This is a genomic window from Cryobacterium sp. TMT4-31 (assembly GCF_004403385.1).
Lineage (GTDB): Bacteria > Actinomycetota > Actinomycetes > Actinomycetales > Microbacteriaceae > Cryobacterium > Cryobacterium zongtaii.
The window spans coordinates 2,381-23,210 of record NZ_SOGI01000050.1; the positions used below are offsets into that span (position 1 = coordinate 2,381).

The window sequence follows — 20,830 nt, forward strand, 5'->3', positions numbered from 1 at the left end:
AGATCGCCACAGATCGCCACAGATCGCCACAGATCGCCACAGATCGCCACAGATCGCCACAGATCGCCACAGATCGCCACAGATCGCCACACGCCTCGGAGGCAAGCCCCCAGCGGCCCGCGTAGTCAACCCTTCCAGGTCAGTGCAACTAGAGGGGGCCACCGAGTGACCACCATCCGTGCCGCCACAGCAGCCGGCGCAGGCCTGCTCGTGCTCGCCGTGCTCACCGGCTGTACCACTGGGGACGCCTCGTTTCTGCCCGACACCGACAGGACCCCGCAGGCGACTGCCGAGGGCTCCGCGCCAATTGAAGAGGACTCGAACGGGGACGGCAAGCTCTCCGAGTTCGAGAAGCAGGTGCTCACGATGAACGCTCCCCGCGACATCACCCTCCACGATGGCACCGTCGTCGTCGTAACACCCGGTCAGCCCCTCCCGCAGCCGGTCATCGACCAGATGGCCGCCGATGCGGCGCCCGGCGCGGCCCAGGCACAGACCGCCGACGAGTTTGCGCCCATTGCGGGCATGTACGGCGAGGGTGACTAAGCCGTCTCCGAATCCGACAGCAGCGAACGCCGTTAGGGTGTGCCTGTGAACGCTATCCGGTCCAAGCGCCATCGATCCATCATTGCCGTCTGGGTGGCGATCGGGATGGCACTCATCATCCCGTATCTCATTTGGTGCGCCTGGCTGAGCCTCCTATCAACCGAGGGAGACGTCCCAGCGGCCTCCTCCCTTGCTTTCCCGGAAGGGGCTGCGATCGCTGCGGACAAGAGCTGCGGCTCGGGCGGGTGTTGGTCAACGTTTACAGTTCGCCCCGGGGAGGACTCCTCGACTACCGAGCTGACCAGCTACCTCGAGACGACCTATGACGGACAGGTGTCGGGATCGTTCTGGGACCCGCGAACCATCAACTTTACGACTGAGATCGCCGGGAACACTGTGGTCGTAACCGCCAGCTACTGGATCACCTACGACTGAAAGCATCGCCTAGTGGCAGTGCACACAGCAGTCGCACGTCTGCGTCTCTTGCGTCTCGTATCCCATTTGTTCCGAGACACGTAGGTTACGAGGCAGACGGCCGGATTTTTGTGTTGATGCAAGAACGCCTGTGCGCACGGGAATTGCTCGCGTGGAGTGATCGTCATGGGAAGGTGGCAGATTGCCAGGCAACGCCCTCCTGATCGGCGAAAGGCAGGTGCCAGTGCCTAGTCGACGCCGCTATCGCTGCGCATGCTCTCTCATCGAAATGTGTGAAGAGTGCCCACGCCGTGGTTGAAGCGACCGGGGAGCGACGACAGGAAGCTGGTGGAGCGAGAACTCTCGAAACGCGGCCTGCCAGGACTCGCGGAACTCGGCACGATTCAAATGCGCGAGACTGCGAGCCTGGTGGAAGCTTCACCGCTTGCGAAACAACGTCACAAGGAAAATCGAGAAGCTCACCTAGTGCCAAACGGTGCAAGGTGCCGAAGTGGCTCTTTGCGCACTCATGCCGATTCAGAGGGCAACAGTGCTGAGATCAGCTACCCCAACGAAAATGGTCCGTCTTATGGAACGCCACCAAAGAAAAGTCCTGACCTCGATCCTCTGGGCCACCGCCATGGCAGGAAGCACGTTCCTGTACTGGGTGTTAACGGGAGCGCCTGTAGGCGAAGTGTTTGTTGGTGCGCTCGTCGTATTCGGCGGATTCTTGCTGGCCGACTACTTCCGGATGCGAAGCACCCGGAACGATCTCAGGTCGGGCCGCAACGAGACGCATAGTAAATCGTGAGCGTCGAGCCGCCGTGGGCGGATGGGGCGTCAGTTCCGTAGCTGTCGATGGCGTTAAGTTCGGGTGCACAGGACACTCCCTCAAAAAGCGACCGACCCTCTTCGGGCTGAGCTCAATGTCTCGTATCCCATGGGCTATGAGGCAGAAAGGTCAGGGGACACTTCTTCGGCCTCATTCAGGTTGGCATTTGGGCGCTCTTCATTCGATCTGCGGCGGTGGACGAACGGTGTCCCAAGCTGCGCCCAGTGTGGCTCGATTGTCGAGTTCATCGATGGCTTTGTGAAGGAGAGCCCGTTCAGCTTCACTAGCGCTAACGCGTTCGAAAAAGACATCGAACTGAGCTCCGACAACATAGCTACCTCTGAGGCGTCTCATCCGTTCCGTTGAAGCATTGAGATGATTGCCGATGATGCCATCCGAATCAGGATGAAGTGAAGCGGCAATTTCGAGCGTCTCCGTACTCGTGGCTCGGTTCATCAGAACACTTCCCCACACGCCGGGTTCGAGATCGTCGAGCAGTCTCCTCAACACGTGTTGGGGAGCGCGCTCGTTACTTGCCACGCCGTATCGTTGGCCCGGATCGCCATTCTTAGCGAAATAGACCGCGACTTCCTCAGGCAGACGATCGTGTTCAAGATCTCCCGACCAGAGAGCTCCGTCACTGAGCTGAAGGCTTCCGTAACTGATCTGTAGGCCGCCGTCGCCGTTTAGCATCATGGCGTCAATACTTGCAGACGTTAGTCTCGGTTTCGAAGACCGCGCCAGTCTGGTGGACCCCACGAGCGATCCCCATGTCTCAAAGCCTACGTGCCTCGAAACCCATGGGATACGAGGCGCATAGGTAATGAGACGCCTCGAACCCCTCGCATTGTCCGCAACCTTCGTGACGTAGGCGGGCCTCCCGCAGAGAAGTAGTGCTCAGCTGCTGGGGTTCGTATTCTGGCTGAATGACGGTCCCAAGCAGTGAGCAGCCTTTGGCGATGCCTGGGCGGAGTCAACGTGAAGATTCCCTCGGCGCGAGCAGTCGTGAGCGTCTCGGCGTCTTCTCCTTCCGCCCACTCGTCGAAAAGGACGTGGGAGCGGTCGACGCTGAGGACATTCAGCCGAGCAGCGGTCCACACGAGACCGACGTGTGGCTGACCGAATGGCAGGTCGCTGAAGACGGCTTCGACGTCGCACTCGATCAGCACGTCGACTGGCACCTCGTGTCGATGGATGCCGACTGGGCGACCCAATTGTTTGCAGGCCACCGAACAATCTCTCTACAGCTGGACACTTACGCCGAAGCGCGGCGGCACCCAACGGAGGCTTTGGTCTGGACTCACCTCACGGGTCGCGTGACTCGAATCGACCAGATCTCCGTGCGCTTTCACCCGTCGGAAGACCCAGCGGAACGCGGAGTGAGGGTGGCAGAAACTGGTGGTGCCATGCAGCACAGCGTCTTGAGCCTGCAAAGTCCGCGCGTACATCACGGTGTACTCGTCGGCTGGATAGTCCGTGTCCGGAAATAGGAGCTCAGGGCCCATGGACTCAGTGCCGGCAGGTGCCCGATGTCTCGCATCCCATGGGATATGAGTCACAACGGTTTCGAGACACCGACGGTCCGCGCGAGGCGGATGAGAGCTTCAACCGCGGCAAGTGGCTTTCGCGTCAAGGTCGATATTCCCGAAATCCCCGGTGTTCGGCTCTCACATCGGCGATATCCCAGACCTCACGCTGGACGCGTTCGGCGAGGTCATCCCCTTCGTTCATCCACACATCCCGCGCAGCGACACTCGGCCAGCCGGTGTCATACCGGTACGTCGTATCCCACTCGTCGCCCCAGCGACGTAGGTCCTCCCGAAGTGCATCGCTTAGCCCGAGATCCTCTGCGGAAACGTCACCGCGTTCGTCCCAAAACGGCCATGGATGCGGCCACTCGGGATAGAACTGAATCGCCCGCAGAAGTCCGTCTCTTTTTAGAGCGGCCCGGCGAATCGCTCTTTCCGGAGGGCCGTAGGCAGGCACCAGTAGTTCAACCTGCGTAACCGGATCAATGACCCGCGAATCATCGCTCACTCGCCAACAATAGGACGCGGCCCGCTCTGATGGACAGAAGCCGCTGACAAGGGACACCTGCCGACGGTCATTCCACGCGACTCTGTCGCGTATCCCATGGGTTTTGGCACGCGTCGGATATGAGACACGTCGTCAGCCGCAGTCGCCCCCTTCGTGGAGATGGGATAGGTAACCGGTCGCCCCTATGCTTGCGCTCATGGTTAGCGAGCTTCAAACGGGGAACATGTCCAGGGTTTATCGAGCGGCTAGCCTGACTACAGGGCCAGTTGCCCTAATGGCATTCATCGTTCCTCTCTGGGCGGGTGAGGCTGTTGGAGCTGACCCGAGCCAGATTGGGGCGCTGCTGGCAACTGAGCTTGTGATCGCTTTCATCGCCAGACCTTTTGCTGGCCGTATCGCTGACTCCATCGTTAAGTGGCTTGTCGCCGTCTTGGGGAGCCTCGTGATCGCCGTAGCTTTCGGTGTCTACGCTCTTTCCGATGCACTGGTGAGTCTCCCGCTCGCGTTCACGGCAGCAGCCATTACGGGTATTGGGTCCTCCTTTGCCCTGGTCGCTTTACGAGCCATGGTCGGCGAGGAGTCCGGACGGTCAAGCGGAGCGTTCGCCAAGTTACTCTCGGCTGAAGAAACAGGGACTTGGGCTTCATTTGTTGTGGGCTTAGTTTTCCTTGGCTTCGTTGAGAACTATGCGCTGCTATTCGTTGCGTCGGCGGCTGTAAGTGTCATTGCCGCAGCCTTTCTCGTCGTCGCCCGTCCCCGCAGCGACTTTGTCGAGATATCGACTAAACCGGAGGTCAACCATGCTCCGTCCGCTAGCGCCAACCTGACGTCTCGTCTAAGACCGTTGATGGTAGCCGTGGCGATAACCAGCGTTGCTGAGGCTGCGCTAGGTATTCTGCTGCTCCTCCATCTTCAACGTGCTTTCAACCTGAGCATTGTCGGCATCGCACTCGTCTTTTTGCCAGGCTCAATCGCAGCGGCGGTTCTACCCACATATCTTCATCGTTTCGTAATTCGTTTCGGACGGCGCCGGGCGGTCGTCGCTGCGGCTGCCATGAGCTCGGTCTTCGCCGCCGGTCTCGCTTTCGCTGAGTCGCCTCTGGTCGTCGCAGCTTTGTGGATTGCCACTGGTGTCGCTTGGGCGACCTTGTTCCCCATTGAACAGGCGATATTTTCAGAGATTTCTGACGGGCGCGTTGCGCGATCGATGGGACTTTATAGTGCAGCCGGACTCTTCGGGAGCGCGCTTGGGTCCCTATTGGGCGGGATCGCGTACGACGCCTTCGAGTGGCAAGTTGCCTGCGTCGGGGGAGCGGCTTTGATCGCACTCGGCGCCGTCATAACGCCCATTGCAATGAACCGCGCTGACATAGCCGATCATCCTCGAGGCACCAGCACGCGAGCGACTGCCGAGTAGGTGCGGCCGCCCTGTCGCGAGTGTGCTGTCACAACGGCAGTAGGGAGGGATCGTCCCGAGGAGCCATCGACAAAGCCCGCGCGCTTCGAATCTGTCTTGTATCCCTACGAATGCGAGGCATGTCTGGATACGAGACACGTCCCGTGCCGCTCGTCGCCTGTAAAGGCGATCTCCGACGTCTCGTATCCCATGGGATAAGAGGCACTTAGCTTACTGGACACCACAATCCACGATTGTCCGGTTACGGCCGTCGGGAACCCGGGGCCCAGACTCGTCCATGCTTGACCACCTCGCCGCACTCACCGTGAAGCAGCTGGTGAAGGCGCCCGTGGAATGCGAAACCTACGTTACGTTTCGTCAGGGGGGAGTTCTTGTCGGCGAAGAGTTCAAGGACGTGCAAAGGATTTTTGTCACGTTCTGCCAGTTGCCCGACATGAGTAGGTATGAACGATTCAACGGATGACGTAGAAGCCCGAATTCGGGCACTGGGACACGTTCGTGTCTCGGCTGGAGCCCACGGTGCGACAGAGGCCCTGACGGCCCTGCTCGAAGACCCCGAGATTCGGGCTGCCAACGAGCCCGCCCGCCGACGCCAGTTCGCCGGCTTCACTCGCCGTCACCGCCTGGTCATCGGCACTCTCATAGCCTTGGCCGGAGTCGGTGTAACGGTACCGGCAGTCGGCAACTCCTTGCACGCCCGCACCGGCGTCTTCGGGGACTCGTCCACGAGCACCGAGGTGGACGACACCGAATGGATCGATCCCAGCGCAGAGGACGCGCCGCAAGTCGTCATCGAGGCCTACCCGGACTACCTCACGTTGCCGCCCGGCGTGCCGAAGAATGCTGCGATCGCTGACGTCTCACGGCTCGTCGCGAAGATTGGCGCCAAAGAAGGCCCTGGTCAGTCGCGCATGCAGGAGGGCCTCATCATGCAATTCTACGAAGACTTCGCAATGTGCACCTGGACCGACATGTGGATAACAGCTCACGCGTCAGGCAACGAGGACGACCAAGCCCTGGCCGCATCCTGGATCTCTGACACCGACAACTATCGAACGGAGTTCGGCAGTGGGGCTCAGAGCTACGTTGACCGGATGACCGCTGTGGCAGCCGCGGCTGCCGCCGGCGAACCGAAACTCATTAAGGAGACTAACTCGGAGCTGTCTTGCGCTGAGCGTCTCGGAGAGTTCAAATGATGGGCGGAGAGCCCGTGGTGGACGCCCCAGTTCGGGAAACGGTGAGCGTCGAGGAGTTCATCAGGTCCGTTGCCGATGAGCTGCTGGCTTACTTCGTGCGGCGGGTGACACCGAACGAAGACGCCGCGGACTGCCTGTCCGAGACCCTCCTGGTCATCTGGCGCCGGCGCGACACACTCCCGCTGCTAGAGGATGAAAGACGGGCCTGGTCGTACGGCATCGCCCACAACGTCCTGGCGGCACACCGGCGGAGCGGCATGCGCAGGCTGGCGCTCACCAGCCGGCTGCGAGACGAGCTACACACCTGGCCCATCGCGCCACAGTCCAACGACGACACGGCCATCACTGCACTCGCCTCGCTCTCGGCACGCGACCAGGAGCTGGTCACCCTCGTCGTCTGGGAGGGACTGAGCATCGCTGAGGCTGGCGGGGTCCTTGGTATCCGCCCGGAGGCGGCTCGGGCCCGGTACTCACGAGCACGCCGCAGCATGCGAGCACGCCTGAGCCTGTCATGAGTGCGGCTAGGGACCCGCTTGCGACGGCCACCACGAAGAAGCAGGAATGGTGGAATCAGTGGAGTGGAGGCGCGTGGCTGTCCCTGGCGGTCGCACTCCTGGGCGTGTCCCTGGGATCGACGTTCATCGCCTTCATCTCCGGGTTCAACTTTGACCCAAACGACTATCCGGAGTCGCATTACGCCGCTAAGATCCCCGTAGTCGTGGCTGTGATGATTGTGTCTGTACTTATTCCGATACTCTCTGCGGCTGCGTCCTTGTTGTCTGTTCTTGCCCGTCCGATCCATACAGCGAGGACTGCGACCGCAGTGGTTACCCTGTTTCTGGCGCTGATACTCGTTTGGGCCTGCTGGGTAATGGGTATCCAGGCGATCCAGGAATGCGTTAGCTTTGCCGAACATGTGCCCGCATGATCTGCAATGAGGCGTAAAACGCTTGCTCATCCATCCCGATATCCCATGGGTTCCAAGCCGAATGATGTCGTCTGTCACACTTCGATCAAATTCGAACGATTTTCCCCAGCCAAGCCCTCTTTATGGCTTGGGGCGCTAGTCATCCGCCGCCTGTCTCGTATCCCTACGGATGAGAGACAGGTCAGGATGCGAGACAAGTCGCCTGTTGCGCGTCGCGTCCACAGGAGCGTCGATCGCGTCTCAAATCCCATGAGTTTTGAGTCAGCTGGGTTACGAGACGCGTCACATCGTAATGACAACTCGATTTGGGTTCCCAAGCACCCCAGTTCGAGGCTGATGAGAACTCCGCGGCCCGTTCAGGACATTATCTAGTGAACGAACGAAACCGACGAGTTCGAAAATGCACTCGGGGTGGTTGAGCGAGAGCCTGCCGCCCACGTGAGCATCCAAAACAAAGGGGCAGCATGCACAGGATCGCTTTCTCTGGCCTAGGCGCAGTGCTTGTGATGCTCGCAGTGTCCGGATGCGCAGGATCCGCTGCTGATTTAGAGCCCAGCATCGTACCGACACCATTTGTCGCCGGTGACGTCTTCTTGTGCGACGGATTGTCGATCTCCCGTGAGGCCCTGGAGGCGCGTGTGCCGATGAGTTCCATTGGCGAGCATGGGCACACCGCGCTCTCAGAAGCGGTGTGGGACGACGGCAGTCCAGTGGGCGTGCCCTCGGGGGAGGGTTGGTACGTGGCGGTATCCACGGAAGACACCGTTGGCGTCATGCGCGACATTGAAGTGGTGGCAGATCCGGTGTCCCCGGGACTCGCTCCTGACCGTGAGGTGCACACGGTCGCTTGGGTGGACGACGCGACGAACCTCACACCGGGTTGGTACGGCGCTTCGAGCAGCCGGTGTGCGCTCACCGTGGACCTGGGTGATTTGACTGTGCCCGGCGTCGAGTTCCAGTCGCCGCCGGATCCGCTGTCGAAGGAGTTGCGCCTTCTCGTGACCGAGGAGACCTGCAGTGGGGGCGATGATGCGGAGGAGCGCATTGAGGTGGTGAGTATCGATGAGACCGACGACCAGGTGAGCCTCGTGCTCGGAGTGCGGCCACGAGGCGGCATCAACGCCTGTCCGTCAAACCCTGCAACCCCATTCACCGTGACCCTGTCCGAGCCGCTGGGCGAGCGGGAGGTAGTGGACGCAAGCCTCGCCAATCCACGTCCACTAAAGGCGAAGAGCTCGCGAATCGCGGCCTTGGAAGTCGGCGCTGACTGTGAGCAGACCCCGCTGATGCTCCGCGTCACTCCGCCCACCTCAATAGCAGGCGAAACCGTGACGGTGACAACCACGCCAGAGCATTGCCCCATAACGGACGCTACGGAAGGCGAAGTAATCGTGCGGCTCGGAAGTGGTGACACACCGACAGGCGCCCGAATAGAGAAGGGTTCCGGTCAGTCGGTCGTTGTCACCGTTCCATCCGAACTCACGGGAGACGGCTACATCATGCTCGACCCCGACCGGGATTGTGAAGACGTGCCAGCAACAGCGGACTGCCACTATCCGTTTGCGGAGATGACGATCGAAGCACCTACTCGCTAATCCCCACCCGGCGCTGATCGCGACGCCAGTCGACGGCGGTCACGACGTCGCCCAGTTTCAGCACGCGGAGACCGGGCGCCTGCGGTGCGCACATCGACCCGCCGATCATCTGAGAAGTTTGCTGGCGTGATGGTGGCGCAGTGCTGATGTCCGCAGGCTGTCTCATATCCCTAGAGATGCGAGGCAGGTCAAGATACGAAACAAATCTCCTGCCGCTCGTCGCACGCGATTGGGCGGGTCCCGAGTGGCATGTTCCGGACATTATTGAATGGACGGGTGAATCCGTTCGGCGCGGATCGACCACTTGGCTCGAGCGAATGCTGGCAACAACTTCTGAAGGACGAAAATGAGCAAGCTCGCTTCCTGCTTCCTGCTTCCTGCTTCCTGCTTCCTGCTTCCTGCTTCCTGCTTCCTGCTTCCTGCTTCGTTGCGGCCGGGCTAGCCGCGCTGGTCTTGTCCGGTTGCGCTACACCTCCCGTATCCGAACCTAATGATGCTGCGGGGGCCAGCGCTGTATTGGGAGTGGGTACCGAGCAGGTCCTGCCACATACTCCGCCCGCCGACGCGTCCATTCCCGGAGACGATGAGGTCTGGGAAGCAAACTACGCTCCGCTTGGAACCGCCACCGCAGCCATCGAGGAGCAATTTCCGGATGAGTTCGGCTACGCGTTCTTCGACAAGACCCCGGCCATGCATGTGGCGTTCAAGAGATCAGCTCCGGCCGAGGCCGTCGTACTGTTACAGAACAACCGGCTTGCCCTTCGTCATCGTCGAGTCTGTGGGTTTCAACGCCGCTGAATATCAAGCGGCAGCCAACAAGGTGTCCAGGCAGACCCTCCAGTACGACTCCGCCGAACGACAGGTGCAGGTCTCCCAGAGCTCCTCGACTGTGCCGAGCCTAATCGAAGTTAGCTTCCAGTCGCTCGACCCGACACTGACCAGCCGCTCGCCGCGTGAATAGGCGATCTCCTGTGACTCGTATCGCATGGGTTATGAGGCATCGAACTTATGAGACACCTCAGGTCAGCGCCCGTTCTAAAGGCTACTTATTCTGTGCCGGTTATCTCCCGCAGCGCCCGGATGTGGCGGTCGAGAGCACGCTTGCCTTTGCTCGTGGAGCGAACCCAGGTGCGTGGGCGGCTGCCGACATAGCCCTTCGTGACCTTGACATATCCGAGCTTACCCAAGTGCGAGATGCTCTTGCTTAGCACGGAGTCATCCGCCTCGAGCAGGTCGCGTAGCGTGGCGAAGTCCAGCTCGAGGTCGCCGGCGAGTGCTGCCATGAGTGAGAGACGTATCGGTGTGAGGAGCCCCTCATCAAGATCATGCCTGGGATGCGCCATCGCTCCGCCTGGGCACGAATGCAGAGACGATGATGGATACTGCCACCACCGCACCCGCAACAACAGTGATCTCGGGGGTCACCGGATAAGAGGTGACGATCAGGACCGCCAGCATGAACATCACGAGCGTGGCTAGGGCGAAGGCTGACTGCGGGAGTCGCTAATCGTATCCGGTGCGGAGCAGCCCCCACTGCGCCGTTCGCGCGAGCGTGGCCGCAATCACGGCCAGCATTCCGAGAATTGTGCTCAGCGACGATACGACAGGCAGCAGGACCAGCGCGCTGGTCAGACCGAAGTAGACGCCAAGCAACACCGTCGTCACCTGCGCCGGACGCGGAAGCGGGTTCCGCCGCCACGGTTCACCGTCGGCCGAGGACGCCGCCGTGCCCCGCAGCAGGAATGCGGGTCGGACCGCACACAGCAGGAGAGTCACCACCGCGTGGACGAGCGCAACCCACCATGGGTACCCGGGCCCGGCGATCCCCCAGATGAGTAGTGCAACTAACGCCGCACAGAAGACGCCGAAGCTGACCCGCTGGGCGATCGACGCCCTGAGCCGGCCACGGAACCGCTCGCTCGTCCCGGAGACAAGCAATGAAGACACAAGGATAGGCGGCAGGATCAGCGCCATTGTGTTGCCGCGGAATGCTGCGGCGCCTCCCTCGGCCGATCCAGTGAGAACGAACACACCCACGTACGCGGCGATCAACACCGCATAAGCGAGCTGCAACCAGGCATGGGCACGGGATGCCCGAGCGCTGCGTGCACGCGTGTTGGCTACTTCGTGCAAGGCATGTCGTTCCGGTTCGCGTGCACTTTCCATGCGGCAAATATGTTCCTCTGAGAATGCTTCCACAAATTTCCGAGAGGTGCTGCTCCCGTCGCATGCCGACCTTTTCGAGCACGCGGGCTGACGCCACGTTGTCGGCATTGCAGCTCGCGACGACGCGCCGTAGTTCGAGCGAGTCGAATGCTGCGGACAGAAGACCACGGGCCAGGTCGGTCCCGACCCCCTCCCGGCGAGGTCGAGTTCGAGCATGTAACCCATGACGCCCTGCGTGCGTTCAGGCATCCCGGGCTGGCCCATACCGTCGATGACGTCGAGGAAGCCCAGACCGGCGATCTCACCATCGAGCTGGGCAACGCAGGAAGAGTCCGTTTCGCTGTCCGGGATCGTCATCCACTCTCGACACCACGCCTCGGGGTCGACGTGGGTGCGCAGCATAAAGTGGTTCACGGCAGGGTTGTTCCGCAGAGCGACCAGGTGTATCAGGTCGTCGGGTCGCATGTCTCTAAGGAGCAGGGCCCCGCTGCGCGCAGGCCATGGAGAGGTGGGGACCCTTTCATCCTGTCAGTGGAGCCCGGCCGACGCGACCGGAATCGATCGTTTCCGAGCTACAGCATGCGTGACTCTGGATGCCAGCTCACAAAGGTGCCAGAACTGCTGTTCACGAAACTACTCGTAATCAAGACCTGGGAACAGGTTTTGAATTGAACAGGCGTTTTGACAGCGTTTTCGGCGGTGCCCCTCTAGGAGCGAAGTTCTACGAGAGACTCCAGGTCTGCCACCGCCGCTGACGGGTCCGGAAGGTCGAGAGTTTCCGCTCGTAACGCCAGAACTCGAGCTCTCGTCTCTCCGCTAGCTAGTAGCTCCGCCATGTGCTCTGCAATATCTGCTGTCCCCGCGGTCTGAGAGTTGAGGACTGCTCCGACTCCTAGAGCTTCGACGCGATCGGCCGTGAATGGTTGGTCTGCACCCATCGGGAGGACTAGCTGTGATGCTCCGCCGAGTATGGATCGCACGAAGAGTCCGCTTCCGCCGTGATGTACGACGACATTGGCGCGAGGGATCAGCTCTGCAAAATCGACGTATTGCTCGACTCTGATGTGCGAAGGCGTTGGGCCGAATCGTGTCGGGTCGAGGTCTCGGCCGACAGCCAACACGGCAGGGGCGTTTAGCTCGGACAAAGCCCCAATGATGCGCTCAAATAGATCACCCGACTCGGTGTTGAACTCAGTTCCGAGGGTCGCCACGATTGAACCATCAGGGTCCGTCATCGCTCCCCTATCGGGTCGCAGCCATAGCGCATTGGGAGGTGGCGGAAACTCCGGGTCTCGCATGACAGGAGCGAATGGGATGACAAAACGGTCGCCTAGGTAATTCAGCGGCTCGGATACGCCCAACTCTAAACGAAGCTGCTCCAGAGCATCCGCCACTCGGGCCGGACGCACGAGGGCACCCGAGGTAATGACAGACACGACTGCGACCGGCATGCCGGCTCGCACTCCCATCGCCATCGCACCAAAGTCGAGCTCGTCGCAAACGATCAGGTCTGAATCCGCAAGCTCGCTCTCAATCGCCTCCGCTGATCGGCGCGCCGCATCCCCGGCGAAGTACGTGGCTACCACGTTCACCTCAGCCTCCCGGTCCACCGGCAACAGTGCGGCAATTTCACTGCGTACCTCGATTCGACGATCGGGGGCGGTGACGATTCGACGGAACATCCCAGCGGGGGCTGACCGGACTCCGGATGCGCGACCAACGAGAGTGAGGTCGTGGCCGGCCTTCGTCAGTGCTCGAAGGAGGGGGAGCTGGGGAACAAGATGGCCAGCGCCACCAACAAAGGAGCAGGTAACTTGCACAGCCATCAGATTAGTCCGGATTGGCTTGGCTGACCCTGCTGCAAAGCTGTCGAAATCCTCCAATGGGGCGAGCTGCGATCGGAAATGATCGTTTCCGGACCGCTCATCACTGCCGCACGTAGCCTGTGGCTGTTGGCGCTTTGTGGCGGCGGTCTGTGATCGCTATCTGGCGTATCGACCTGGTTGCCCGCGCTGACTCAGAGCGGGTAGACAGCGTCTTGTATCCCATGGGCTATGAGGCAGATCGGTTGCGAGACACGTGAAGGGGGCAGCTCAGGGAGGAAGGGAGCTCTTCAACTCATCCAAGGTGACCATGGCATTGCTCGACGTTTTCGGGGTTGACCGAAATGCTCGAGCTACGTCTTCCCCGCCCTCCGATACGGCTGTCCGTGATTAGCATGACTGTCACCCACACCAGGATCGGAAAGGCCGAGGCGGGACCAGCCCATGACGGATTGCCGGAGTTGCTGATGTAGATCACGTTCAGCACGATCAGCTACACCACAGACCCCAGTAAGAGGGCGAGACGGATAGGCGAGAACAGAACGGACAATCGTCGTTTCGAAGAGTGGCGATATTCGGTGTCGGTCATCTGCATGTGCCTCCCGAGTAGTCGTTCTGGACGGACAGTCTTCGTTCGCATCGCTTGGCCCGTCCCCTTGGCTCGTACGTATTTCGAACCATAACGGGTTCCCTCGGATTTCGACCCGTCGTTACCGAGATGCCGCCTATCGCCGACGGTATCGTCCCACGAACGAAGCCTGTCATGTGCCTCGAAGCCGTACGGATGCGAGAAAGGTCCAGATGCGAGACAAGTCAGCTGCCGCTCGTCGCTGAACAGGCGATCTCCTTTGTCTCGTATCCCATGGGATATGACACACATAAGTAACGAGACAGTGCTTCAGATGTGCAGTCTCAACAGGACGACGGCCTGCCGAGCGCAGCGCGGCATCCGGCGGAGTCAGGATGCAGGAACGAGTGACCCGACCGTGAAGTCGGTCCAAGCGTCGCCGCAGACCTGCAGATCAGCTGGCGCGTCGATGCCCGGGCCAGCACCATCCGATGTCACGAGCACCCGGATTGTCGTCACTTTCGCCGGCGTGCAGTCGTACGTGACGACGTACGTGAGGAGCGCTTCCACCTGGGCCGACTCGCCCGGGGCGAGCGCCCCGGCCTCCGGCTCGATGGGGCCCAATATCTTGTCGTCACGGCTGGCCAGATTAGTGCCGTCGGCGCCGAGCAACAGCACTCCTGGTCCCCCGTAGTAGGAGCAGGATTGCTCCGACACGTTCGTGAGCACGATCGCGAGCCCCTCCCGGGTCGCTGTAGAAAGGTCGGGACGCTCTACAAGCTCAGCGGCGAGCTGTTCGTCCTGACACCGGTCGTTTGGCCACACAGGTTCCGCCGCTCCGACTTGGGGGGTTGCAGTCGGGGTCGAGCTCGACACGGGTGCGCTGGCCACAGTGGGCGCCGGAGCCTCGGCGGCCCCTTCGGCGCATCCTACAAGCGCGAGAGTGGGCAGCATCAGCAGCGCGGTGAGGGCTATGCGGTCAGTCCGGGTCTTGAGCATGCGGCGAATCCTTTGAATGAACGGACAGAAGGTGCATCTAAGGTCTCTTTTGCCAGCCAGACGATGGAGGCTGTCGTCCATTGACAGTGTCGCGTTGTCGGACAGTCAATAACCCTCGACGAACTTACAAACATGACCACTAGCGGGTGTGGGCGATGATCGCTTCGGCGATAGCCACCGTGTCGCTGGTCGACGCGACCTGGTAGGCCGACTGGCCGAGTGAGAAGATCACGACGCAGAACGGTGTCACGTCGGAGCACATCTGCACGGCGTGCTCACCCTCGACCGCGCCCTTCAGCGCAATCGTCGGCAGGGCCTGGGTGTCTGGTGTGGAGACCATCGTGTCGACGAGTCCGGCCAGGTCGTAACCGACCGTGACCGACGTACCCCAAACCCCGGCGCCGATCAAGTCGGCCGGGACGTCGGCATCCACATCACACTGGAATACCCCGGCCCGCTGCGCCACGTAGTTCTCAAAGTAGGTCAAGCCGTTTGGTGGGGACCGGACTTCGTATTCGAGCGAGTCGACGCCGAGAGCCGTGGCGATGCCCTCCGACCCCACCGCGCGGGTGCAGTCCGATTCGTGTTCGACCAGATCGACCGTCGGCCAGACCAACTGGCCGGGCTGAGCATCCGTCAGAGCGGTGAAAACGGATGCCGCGAGCGGCTGCATCTGCGCCAGAATCGCGTCGGGCGTCAGCCCGGAGAAATACCAACCGTCGCGTTGGATCCAGTTCGTGCTCAACACGATTTCGACCCAGGCATCGCCGACCGGCGCGCTGATGAAGCAGCCGGTGTCGTAGCCGCACCCGGTCGCCGCTTCAATGCCTCCGATGGTCATCGCGGTGGCGGAAGGGCCGTCGCCGAACGATAAGGCGTCGTCGCCCACCGTGTAGGGCGCCCAAGAGTCGGCGCCGACGGGAACGACCTTGACGCTGACGTAAGCCCAGTCGAAATCGACCGGGTCGAGCAACGGGTTGGTGACCGCGGGGCCGACCCGCCAGGAGCAGGACAGACCGCCCAGGGCTGGCACGACGTAGTCAATGAGGTTAAACGCTGGCTGGATCGCGGCCACCGGGGTCGGCGCGGTTCCGTCGGCGGTGACGAAAACGGGTGCCACGTCATCAAGGGCGGCAATGTCGTCGCAGGTGTAAACGCTCGCTGCCGCTGGTGTTGGTGCGACGGACGCTGACGGTTCTATCGGGGGCCCCGCAGTGCATCCGCTGAGGACCACGATGGCGAGCAAAACAGCGGGCGTGAGGGCGATGCGGCCAGTCCGGGTCGTGCGCATACGGCGAATCCTTTGAACGAAACGGACAGAAGGTGTATCTAGGGTCTCTAGCCGACGACGCTGAAGATGCCTAGTCGCCTGGCCAACGCGCGTAGTCGATCCGCATCAGTTCCTATCCGCAGTTGCATCGGCGTAGAAACGACGGACCGGACCCTCTGATCGTTCTCTTCTGTCCGGGCGGACCGAAAAAAACAACACGGCTCCTCTTGCGAGAGTAGTGGGCAGTGTAGGCAAGCTCCGCCATCTATCTGGTCCCTACTCCTCGCGTTCTGCCCCCAATTCGGGCAGCCTAGATTCTCCAGGGCCTGCCATGACCGGCAACCGTCCATGCCCGTTGGGATCGGATCACAATCCTGCGAAGCGCACCCACCCCAAGCGAAAGTTCGAGAGCCCGGCTGCACTGGCTATTTGGTTGGAATCCCGCAGCTCGGGGTTTGACCCTCGGACCCAAAGCAACTTTCTCAACGCCTGTTGGGCTTGCCTGTTTCGAAACCCTACCGACGCGTAAAGTCTCGTGGGTATTGCTCCCGCGGACACCGCAGTAGCAGCGTCTGCCGCTGTTCGTATGGGATACGAGACACCGAGGCTATGAGACACCGAGGTTGGGCTCAGAGGAGGAGCCGGCACCCGCAGGCGGCTACCCGTACGCAACAACCCGGCACCTATACGCCGAACAACAACCCGGCGCATATGAACAGGCCGACGACCAGCAGGTGCCCGATCGTAGCTGCGCCCATGTCAACCGCCTGGCGCGCTGGTGAAATCGAATGAGGCGCTGTCGCCGTCGAGTGAAGTGACGGTGACTGTGTACGTGTTGCCTTCCTTGCAGTACACGACGAAGGCATCCGTAGCGGTGGCGCCCGGCTCGATGATCGAGGGGAACTCGCCGATCGCATAACCTCGGTGCTCCGTCGTCACTGATCCGGCGCGACCGCCGAAGGGAAGATCCCACTCGGTCGAGCTTGAGCCGTCGAAGACTGCAAGGTCGCTTTCGTTGAACTTGATCGGCGTGGGGCTGAGGTTCTCGATTTTCACTCCGACTCCGCAGTAGCCGTCGAAGGAGTAGCTGATCTGATCAGCTGAGATCCGCAGGTTCGCTGTCTCGACCTCGTCGGGAGACGACGTCCTCAGCTCGAGGAGGCTGCACCCCGCCAGCAGCCCCGCTGAAACGAGCCCGCCTATCAAGCCAAGAGTTGTTCGGGTGGCTAGCGAAAATCTTCGCGACATGGCCCGAGCATATGCGACCTCTCGGAGCCGTTGGTCACGCACATCGATCATGCGTTTGCCGTCCCATGTCCTAAGGTGTCAATCGTCGCGCATACGAGCACCTGCCACTCCGCACTCGACAGTCGCCGAAACGAGGAAAACAATGCCTCAGGGCGAAGAAACCGACGCGTGGGTTCAGCGAATCGGCTCGGAAGCAGCGAGAATGCGCCGTAAGGCCGACCCGATCGTGTTTGGGGCGGTGGCAGCGGGCATCGGAACCATCATGTTGGCTACATTCGTAGGCCGTATGGTGTCTGCGCCGGAGCAGTACGGCGCTGCGCTTGCTACGTCGCCCACCCGTCACCTGTGGCCTTCGAAACTGCGAGACGACACAGTGACCGGATACTGACACCGCCGACGACGCTCCCGCGAGAGCCGGACGGATCCGGCCGCGATATCACTGCAGCGGGGACCTCTCGATCGGGGTTGTCTCGATCAGTTCGTCTTGGTGGTGCGCTCGTGTTGTGCGGCGTCGTTCTTGCCTTGGCTGGAGCGGTTGTAGTTCTCATTGGCACTTTCCAGGGGCACCCGCAAGGCGGCTTGGTACTGGCACTGGTCGGGAGCTGCATCCTGTGCTTCGTCGTTGGCACACCCCTGATGTGTCCGTCGGACCGGCTAGCGCCCACTCTGAAGGCCCACTTGCCACCGGAGCTGGAATAGCCCACATCTGTCTCGAAACCCTAGGGATTCGAGACGTCTCCTCGCCGTGATCTGGACTTCCTCCGAAATCACCTGAATCTCACTACGGGTCGAGTCTTACAACTACGTTGCATAACCCTCGACGTGAATTACAGTGCGCATCGTTAGTTATGAGACAACTAAGGAGTGCTGTGATCAAGCTGATTGGCTATGCCCGGATATCGACTCGGCAGCAAGATACTGACGTGCAGCGGGCCGAGCTCTTGGCGGCGGGTGTGCGGCGTGACGACCTATATATTGATCAGGGGAGTTCCGGAGCGCGGGCAGTTCGTCCTCAGTTTTATGCCGCACTCGCAGCGCTTGAACCTGGCGACACATTCGTGATCGCGACGCTGGATCGGCTGGGGCAGTCGACGCAGAACGTTCTTGCCGTCTCCAAAAGGCTTAGCGACCGAGGCGTTGAGCTTCGCGTCCTCGATCTGGGCGGCGAAGACGTCGACACAGGGACACCGATGGGATCCATGTTGTTCACAGTCTTGGCTGCTCTCGGGCAGATGGAACACGAAATCAAGCGTGAGCGTGTGCTCGACTCGATCGATAGACGCCGCAAGGCCGGCAAGAACCTTGGTGGCCGACCGCGAAGAATCACGAACCGACAAATCCGCAACGCCAACCGACTCATCGAAGCCGGAGAACCAACGGCACAGGTCGCACGCGACTTCGGGATGTCCCGCGCCACGTTCTACCGTCGGGCCCGCACCCTGGGACTGTTGCCAGATCAGTCCGGTGACGAGACCCCGGAAAGTGACGGTGCGAGTTAACGAGTACAGAACGCCCACGAGCTGGTCTGCGGTGTGTTCGAACTAGATGGCAGAAGTCCGAAGTTGCGTGTCACGCGACAAATGTGGTCGCGTGACAGTCCAGTCCGGACAAATTACCAAGGTCGGACACGCGTAATTGCGCGGAAGTAGCTCCGTGCAAGGTCGATGGTTTTGCCACCGCACATCGGACACGCGATCCTGCCCCACCCCACAGTGAGCAGAAGCGCGCCGCCCCGCCGGGCCAGCTCGGGCGGTGGCGCGACTCAAAGAGCGACCGAGCACAGGCTGAGCTCACATCAGCTCGACGAGCCTCGCCAGCGCCGGACGGGTGTGGATCGCAAGACGTTCGCGAGCGTCGTCCAACGCAGCGGAATGCGGGTATCCCGGCGGCACTCGCGCGGGGTTGAGCGCAACCCCGTCCGACCACGCCTTGATGTCGGGCTGGGCAGTGAAGTTGATCGCGGCCCGGGTGCCGAGAACGGTCGCTTTAGCCCACTGGGACATCGAATTGCCGTAGTTCGAAGGCGGGCAGAGCCGGTTCTTTTCGGCATCGTCGGTGCGGGTGGCCTCGACGTACCCGATCAGGGCGGCGCCGAAGCACGGGAAGCCCGTCCGGATCGGCTGAAGCGTGATGTCCTCCTGTCGCCACACTGGGACGAGGGGTGGGTACTTCAGGCCGTCCGCCGCGGCGTGCACGACGAGGGCATCATCCGCAACCCGCATGGCGCCGTCGGCGAAGGTGAGCTTGCCGCGATCCACAGACTCGATGTGCCCGCGGCGGACGACGTTTGAAATGGAGCGAAGCAGGTCGAGCTCCCACGACGCGAGAGTCGGTGTTTTGGCCATTGTCGGCATGACCGAGCGGTCGATACGCAGAAGGATCCCGGCGTCCTCGAGCTGCAGGAACAAGCCGCTGAGCGAGGCCGCGCCCTCGGAGATCTGCATGACGTCGGCGGCCATTCTGAGGAAAATTGCGGGCTCAGGTTGGATGAGCGCGCGGTTGAACATCCACGGGTCGCGAGGCCGGACCCAGCAGATCGCGTCGGGGTCCACGCCGCGCGCAAGCAACCAGATGCAGGCGTCGCTCGCGGTCTTGCCGGCGCCCACGACGACGTACCGGCTCGGCGCCTCCTCCAGCCGCGCGAGGTCGTTGATGGGCAGGACGCGAGCCGCGTCGGCGACATCGAACGGCGGTGCCGTCTCGGCCGGGATGCTGGGAGCGAGGTAGTGGGCGTTCACGATCCGGCACGACTCGGGCACCTCGAACTGAACCCCTGCGATATGCGAGACGACGGTGTGGTCGCCGTCGAAGTGACTGTTGGGCAGAAAGTCGACCTTGCCCGTCTCCAACATCCGGTCGAGCATCTGCCCGTAGTACGCGGTGATCTCCGCCTGGTTCGCCCGCTCCTGAAGCCCGGTCTCCGGTCCGCTCACCTGGAGCTTGCCGCCACCCAGCATGCTCGAGGCGACGCCGTAGAACGCCGAGGCCTGATGCAGCCTGATGAACGGGTACGCCTCCAGCCAGTGCCCGCCGACCCCGTGACGGCGGTCGACCATCGCGACGCGCACGTCGGCGTGGTCGATTAGCGTGTCGGTAAATGCCATCCCCATGGCACCCGCGCCCACCACAAGGTAGTCGGCTTCAAGGGTTCGAGCCATGTGTTAATGGTGACACTCGCTGGGGGCCGCGTCAACGGCACAGGAATCGACGCAACGAGGAGCAATCCGCTCCTACCCGACGGGGAATGGAACGGAGTCATCGCAACAGTTTCATGGACTGCCGCGGGATGAACTCCCGGAATTCGCATGCCGATTGTCCGAACTAGGTGGCAGAAGTCCGAACTGGCGTGTCACGTGAAAAAATGTGCCCCCAGGCAGATTCGAACTGCCGCCCCTGCCTCCGGAGGGCAGTGCTCTATCCCCTGAGCTATGGGGGCCCAGGAACCTCTAGGTTAGCATCCCTGGGCGGACGTCTTTGCGCCGATTGGGGCGCCGGTTGCTGGGCGGGTGACGAACAGGCGCAGCTGGGTAGGGCGGTTAGAACGGGGGAGGTTCTTCGCCGTTGCGTCGAGACGCGGAGGCCGACCGCTTGGACGGGGCCGGCAGCTGTGGTTCCGGTGGCGTCGGTGGCGAGACCGCCGAGTTGCTGAGGCCGAGTGGCTGGCTGTCGTAGGTCGTGGGGTCGTAAGTGGTGGGGTCGTAGGTGGTGGGGTCGGTGTTGGTGGGGGCTGAGGTGTAGGTCTTGCCGGCGGGGGTGGTCCAGGTGAGGGCGCCGCCGGGGCCTTGGCGGGT

21 protein-coding genes, 1 tRNA gene and 1 pseudogene are annotated in these 20,830 nt (G+C 61.7%); 11 read left to right on the forward strand and 12 right to left on the reverse strand.

All coding sequences use genetic code 11. The annotated features are described in order from the left end of the window. The first annotated feature begins 165 nt into the window (after nucleotides 1-165). On the forward strand, nucleotides 166-546 hold the full coding sequence (locus E3T19_RS11565; protein WP_134408865.1) for a hypothetical protein: 381 nt from the start codon (nucleotides 166-168) through the stop codon (nucleotides 544-546). A gap of 45 nt (nucleotides 547-591) precedes the next feature. Further along, complete coding sequence (locus E3T19_RS11570; protein ID WP_134408866.1) at nucleotides 592-981, forward strand: hypothetical protein; 390 nt, start codon at nucleotides 592-594, stop codon at nucleotides 979-981. A gap of 988 nt (nucleotides 982-1,969) precedes the next feature. Here the strand turns inward: E3T19_RS11570 and E3T19_RS11575 are convergent. After that, entirely contained in the window at nucleotides 1,970-2,488 is a 519-nt protein-coding gene (locus tag E3T19_RS11575) for a hypothetical protein (RefSeq protein WP_134408867.1), read from the reverse strand. Nucleotides 2,489-2,718: 230 nt separating this feature from the next. On the opposite strand from E3T19_RS11575, the gene E3T19_RS11580 reads away from it, so the two are divergent. After that, nucleotides 2,719-3,282 (forward strand): DUF6578 domain-containing protein, encoded by a 564-nt coding sequence (locus tag E3T19_RS11580; RefSeq protein ID WP_134408868.1) that lies wholly within the window; start codon nucleotides 2,719-2,721, stop codon nucleotides 3,280-3,282. 139 nt (nucleotides 3,283-3,421) lie between these two features. On the opposite strand, the gene E3T19_RS11585 is transcribed toward E3T19_RS11580, so the two are convergent. Continuing rightward, complete coding sequence (locus E3T19_RS11585; RefSeq protein ID WP_134408869.1) at nucleotides 3,422-3,829, reverse strand: hypothetical protein; 408 nt, start codon at nucleotides 3,827-3,829, stop codon at nucleotides 3,422-3,424. 274 nt (nucleotides 3,830-4,103) lie between these two features. On the opposite strand from E3T19_RS11585, the gene E3T19_RS11590 reads away from it, so the two are divergent. From E3T19_RS11590 to E3T19_RS11620, 7 genes are all read left to right on the forward strand, one after another. Then, entirely contained in the window at nucleotides 4,104-5,246 is a 1,143-nt protein-coding gene (locus E3T19_RS11590) for an MFS transporter (RefSeq protein ID WP_166788859.1), read from the forward strand. A 277-nt stretch (nucleotides 5,247-5,523) separates the two neighbouring features. Next, a complete protein-coding gene (locus E3T19_RS11595) occupies nucleotides 5,524-5,709 on the forward strand; it encodes a hypothetical protein (protein WP_134408871.1) in 186 nt (61 codons plus the stop codon). A 274-nt stretch (nucleotides 5,710-5,983) separates the two neighbouring features. Continuing rightward, nucleotides 5,984-6,442, forward strand: coding sequence for a hypothetical protein (locus E3T19_RS11600; RefSeq protein ID WP_134408872.1), 459 nt, complete (start codon nucleotides 5,984-5,986; stop codon nucleotides 6,440-6,442). Next, nucleotides 6,442-6,957 (forward strand): RNA polymerase sigma factor, encoded by a 516-nt coding sequence (locus E3T19_RS11605; protein ID WP_166788860.1) that lies wholly within the window; start codon nucleotides 6,442-6,444, stop codon nucleotides 6,955-6,957. The genes E3T19_RS11600 and E3T19_RS11605 overlap by 1 nt, the downstream gene beginning before the upstream one ends. Then, nucleotides 6,954-7,370 carry a hypothetical protein gene (locus tag E3T19_RS11610; protein WP_134408874.1) on the forward strand — a complete coding sequence of 139 codons (417 nt, stop codon included), beginning with the start codon at nucleotides 6,954-6,956 and terminating at the stop codon, nucleotides 7,368-7,370. Before E3T19_RS11605 ends, E3T19_RS11610 begins: the two co-directional genes overlap by 4 nt. A 503-nt stretch (nucleotides 7,371-7,873) precedes the next feature. Beyond that, nucleotides 7,874-8,965, forward strand: coding sequence for a hypothetical protein (locus E3T19_RS11615; protein WP_134408875.1), 1,092 nt, complete (start codon nucleotides 7,874-7,876; stop codon nucleotides 8,963-8,965). Between the two features lie 276 nt (nucleotides 8,966-9,241). Then, nucleotides 9,242-9,763, forward strand: coding sequence for a hypothetical protein (locus E3T19_RS11620; protein ID WP_134408876.1), 522 nt, complete (start codon nucleotides 9,242-9,244; stop codon nucleotides 9,761-9,763). Nucleotides 9,764-10,011: 248 nt separating this feature from the next. Here the strand turns inward: E3T19_RS11620 and E3T19_RS11625 are convergent, their stop codons facing one another. The 7 genes from E3T19_RS11625 to E3T19_RS11650 all read right to left on the reverse strand — a co-directional run bounded on the left by E3T19_RS11625 (nucleotide 10,012) and on the right by E3T19_RS11650 (nucleotide 17,039). Beyond that, entirely contained in the window at nucleotides 10,012-10,308 is a 297-nt protein-coding gene (locus E3T19_RS11625; RefSeq protein WP_134408877.1) for a transcriptional regulator, read from the reverse strand. Then, the gene (locus E3T19_RS19015) at nucleotides 10,289-10,432 is read right to left on the reverse strand and encodes a hypothetical protein (RefSeq protein WP_166788858.1); all 144 of its coding nucleotides are present in this window, start codon (nucleotides 10,430-10,432) and stop codon (nucleotides 10,289-10,291) included. Before E3T19_RS19015 ends, E3T19_RS11625 begins: the two co-directional genes overlap by 20 nt. Nucleotides 10,433-10,667: 235 nt before the next feature. Then, entirely contained in the window at nucleotides 10,668-11,306 is a 639-nt protein-coding gene (locus E3T19_RS11630) for a GNAT family N-acetyltransferase (protein ID WP_241980193.1), read from the reverse strand. Nucleotides 11,307-11,838: 532 nt separating this feature from the next. Continuing rightward, nucleotides 11,839-12,813 carry a glycosyltransferase gene (locus E3T19_RS11635; RefSeq protein WP_134408878.1) on the reverse strand — a complete coding sequence of 325 codons (975 nt, stop codon included), beginning with the start codon at nucleotides 12,811-12,813 and terminating at the stop codon, nucleotides 11,839-11,841. Nucleotides 12,814-13,912: 1,099 nt separating this feature from the next. After that, complete coding sequence (locus tag E3T19_RS11640) at nucleotides 13,913-14,521, reverse strand: DUF4232 domain-containing protein (protein ID WP_166788861.1); 609 nt, start codon at nucleotides 14,519-14,521, stop codon at nucleotides 13,913-13,915. 139 nt (nucleotides 14,522-14,660) lie between these two features. After that, nucleotides 14,661-15,812, reverse strand: coding sequence for a hypothetical protein (locus tag E3T19_RS11645; protein ID WP_134408880.1), 1,152 nt, complete (start codon nucleotides 15,810-15,812; stop codon nucleotides 14,661-14,663). A gap of 738 nt (nucleotides 15,813-16,550) precedes the next feature. Beyond that, nucleotides 16,551-17,039 carry a hypothetical protein gene (locus E3T19_RS11650; RefSeq protein WP_133159801.1) on the reverse strand — a complete coding sequence of 163 codons (489 nt, stop codon included), beginning with the start codon at nucleotides 17,037-17,039 and terminating at the stop codon, nucleotides 16,551-16,553. 869 nt (nucleotides 17,040-17,908) lie between these two features. Between E3T19_RS11650 and E3T19_RS11655 the strand changes: the two genes are divergently transcribed. Next, nucleotides 17,909-18,538 (forward strand): recombinase family protein, encoded by a 630-nt coding sequence (locus E3T19_RS11655; protein WP_134408881.1) that lies wholly within the window; start codon nucleotides 17,909-17,911, stop codon nucleotides 18,536-18,538. A gap of 291 nt (nucleotides 18,539-18,829) precedes the next feature. Here E3T19_RS11655 and E3T19_RS11660 read toward each other — a convergent pair whose 3' ends face one another. The 3 genes and pseudogenes from E3T19_RS11660 to E3T19_RS19020 all read right to left on the reverse strand — a co-directional run. Beyond that, a complete protein-coding gene (locus E3T19_RS11660; RefSeq protein ID WP_134408882.1) occupies nucleotides 18,830-20,197 on the reverse strand; it encodes an NAD(P)-binding protein in 1,368 nt (455 codons plus the stop codon). A 206-nt stretch (nucleotides 20,198-20,403) separates the two neighbouring features. After that, a tRNA-Arg gene (locus E3T19_RS11665) sits at nucleotides 20,404-20,475 on the reverse strand. A gap of 100 nt (nucleotides 20,476-20,575) precedes the next feature. Beyond that, nucleotides 20,576-20,830, reverse strand: a pseudogene (locus E3T19_RS19020) (hypothetical protein); the annotation flags it as partial.

Coding starts and splice junctions, on each gene's coding strand:
- E3T19_RS11605 (WP_166788860.1), top strand. CDS start 6,442: ATGGGCGGAGAGCCCGTGGTGGACGCCCCAGTTCGGGAAACGGTGAGC.
- E3T19_RS11595 (WP_134408871.1), top strand. CDS start 5,524: ATGCTTGACCACCTCGCCGCACTCACCGTGAAGCAGCTGGTGAAGGCG.
- E3T19_RS11590 (WP_166788859.1), top strand. CDS start 4,104: ATGGCATTCATCGTTCCTCTCTGGGCGGGTGAGGCTGTTGGAGCTGAC.
- E3T19_RS11650 (WP_133159801.1), bottom strand. CDS start 17,039: ATGTCGCGAAGATTTTCGCTAGCCACCCGAACAACTCTTGGCTTGATA.
- E3T19_RS11575 (WP_134408867.1), bottom strand. CDS start 2,488: ATGATGCTAAACGGCGACGGCGGCCTACAGATCAGTTACGGAAGCCTT.
- E3T19_RS11645 (WP_134408880.1), bottom strand. CDS start 15,812: ATGCGCACGACCCGGACTGGCCGCATCGCCCTCACGCCCGCTGTTTTG.
- E3T19_RS11640 (WP_166788861.1), bottom strand. CDS start 14,521: ATGCTCAAGACCCGGACTGACCGCATAGCCCTCACCGCGCTGCTGATG.
- E3T19_RS11625 (WP_134408877.1), bottom strand. CDS start 10,308: ATGGCGCATCCCAGGCATGATCTTGATGAGGGGCTCCTCACACCGATA.
- E3T19_RS11635 (WP_134408878.1), bottom strand. CDS start 12,813: ATGTTCCGTCGAATCGTCACCGCCCCCGATCGTCGAATCGAGGTACGC.
- E3T19_RS11660 (WP_134408882.1), bottom strand. CDS start 20,197: ATGGCTCGAACCCTTGAAGCCGACTACCTTGTGGTGGGCGCGGGTGCC.
- E3T19_RS11580 (WP_134408868.1), top strand. CDS start 2,719: ATGACGGTCCCAAGCAGTGAGCAGCCTTTGGCGATGCCTGGGCGGAGT.
- E3T19_RS11610 (WP_134408874.1), top strand. CDS start 6,954: ATGAGTGCGGCTAGGGACCCGCTTGCGACGGCCACCACGAAGAAGCAG.